Source organism: Pseudoalteromonas sp. SR44-5 (assembly GCF_014163675.1).
GTDB classification, from domain to species: Bacteria; Pseudomonadota; Gammaproteobacteria; order Enterobacterales; family Alteromonadaceae; genus Pseudoalteromonas; species Pseudoalteromonas rhizosphaerae.
Map to the genome: position 1 here is coordinate 1 of NZ_JACJDT010000103.1, position 2,199 is coordinate 2,199.

2 protein-coding genes and 1 pseudogene are annotated in these 2,199 nt (G+C 40.5%); all 3 read left to right on the forward strand.

The genetic code is table 11. The features are described from left to right. Positions 1 to 1,209: hypothetical protein (locus H5154_RS22555; protein ID WP_310736633.1), on the forward strand; the 1,209-nt coding region annotated here is incomplete at its 5' end. Then, positions 1,206 to 1,514, forward strand: a complete 309-nt coding sequence (locus H5154_RS22560) for a hypothetical protein (protein WP_182719706.1) — start codon at positions 1,206 to 1,208, stop codon at positions 1,512 to 1,514. The genes H5154_RS22555 and H5154_RS22560, both read left to right, overlap by 4 nt. Continuing rightward, positions 1,514 to 2,199: pseudogene (locus H5154_RS22565) on the forward strand (hypothetical protein); the annotation flags it as partial. The gene H5154_RS22560 and the pseudogene H5154_RS22565, both read left to right, overlap by 1 nt.

Here is a 2,199-nt window from a genome sequence, read left to right on the forward strand (position 1 = left end):
ACCGTTTCATGCCCAAAAAACTACCCCGTTCATGCTTCGCATTGCTGCCTCTACGACCAATTTACACCGTACAATCAAGGACTATTGATGTCATTAATTTCAGTAAAAAAATCACCAATAACGCCACTGTTAACTAAGTCATTTTCACGCCGTGCAGTAATAATGTTACTAAGTGTCGCTACGTTGCTATTAACAGGCTGTGGTGATGAGCCTAATCCACCTGCTAAACAAGTTGTTGAAGAGCAACCCAGCCGATTTAGTAAAGATAAATTGGCGTATCGTCATACATACCACCCTGAATGGCCTAAAGAGGTGCGCGATGAGGTGTATGGCGATAAAGAAACGTTTTCAACTCCGCGGATTTTATTTAAAACCAACATAGAGTGGACGGGGCAAACTACATTATTTTCTGCGCGCATGGATCTCTCTGATAGGCGCCGCATTATTCCCGAAACTGCATTTGAAGATAAATGGATGGTTGGGCTACATAAACCGGTGCGCTCGCCAGATAACCGCTACATTGCTTTATCTATGGATACAACAGAGCACGGTTTCACCCGCGAGCTGTGGGATACTAAAACCCAACAGTTTATTTTTATGAGTAAAGGCCATGGTTATGCTCATTTTAATTGGACTAAAGACAGTGAAAATGTGATTTTTTACGCCAGTGGTAAACATTATAATTACCACGTACCCACTAAAACACTTACTGAGCGGCCAATTATTTACTCTAATGGCTTGTATTTATTGCCAGATGGCAAAACCTTTTTAGCACATAAAAAAAATGAGTATTGGTTACATGACTTTAATGGCGACGTGATAGAAAAGGTTGATTTAGGCTATAACAACCATCTTTCTATGCGTAGTTTTAAGGTATCTCCCTTCGGCGATTATATTTATTTTTTATCAGAAGGGCTTGGGGCGGCGCAAAATTACTGGATTAACTTATCGGACCCCAATAAGCGCATTATATCACCAAGAAAAGCAGATACTTACTTTTTCTCAGATAAAAAAAATAAAGTGTTAACAAAATCTAAAAGAAAGTCTACTGAGCTTCTTGGGAATGGTTGGGCGTTTAATAATTATTACTTTATTGAGTTAGATTTAGTGACCCGGCAAACAAAAGAGATACCGATTAAAGAAAGTAATATTTGGGGCATGATGCGAGTATATATTTATGGCGTGTTTAATATCAAGGATGAACAATGACAGAGCAATTGAATACAGGGATATGTAGCTTCCCTAAAGCGTATTTACTCACGGGCTATGTGAATGAAGGTAAGCCAATCAGTAAGCTCACTCTGTTGTTTAATCGTGTGGTGGTGGCTGATAGTAATGAAGCGATACCAATACTATTAAGCACTGATGAAGGTGCGGTGATCGAGGTTGTTGATGACAAGCAGTTGACAACACGCACACCGTTTCATGCTCATAAAACTATTTATCTTAAGCTTCTCAAGCTTTGCACTGCTGCACTTGCGACCAATTCACACCGTACAATCAAGGACTATTGATGTCATTAATCTCAGAAAACACAGCACGATTTAAACCGTTTTTAACGCCGCTGTTAACTAAGTCATTTTCACGCCGTGCAGTCATAATGTTACTAAGTGTCGCTACGCTGCTATTAGCAGGCTGTGGTGAGGAGCCTAATCCACCTGCTAAACAAGTTGTTGAAGAACAGCCCAGCCGATTTAGTAAAGATAAAAGAGCATATCGCCATACATATCATCCTGAGTGGCCTAAAGAGGTGCGCGACGAGGTGTATGGCGATAAAGAAACATTTTCAACTCCGCGGATTTTATTTAAAGCCGACATAGAGTGGACAGGGCAAACTACATTATTTTCTGCGCGCATGGATGGCTCTGATAGGCGCCGCATTATTCCCGAAACTGCCTATAAAGATAAATGGAGGGTTGGGTTACATAAGCCTAAGCGCTCGCCAGATAACCGCTACATTGCTTTATCTATGGATACAACAGAGCACGGTTTTACTCGCGAGCTGTGGGACACCAAAACCCAACAGTTTATTTTTATGAGTAAAGGCTATGGCTATGCCCATTTTAACTGGACTAAAGACAGTGAAAATGTGATTTTTTACGCCAGTGGTAAACATTATAACTACCATGTACCGACTAAAACACTCACTGAGCGACCAATTATTTACTCTAATGGCTTGTTTTTATTGCCAGATGGTAA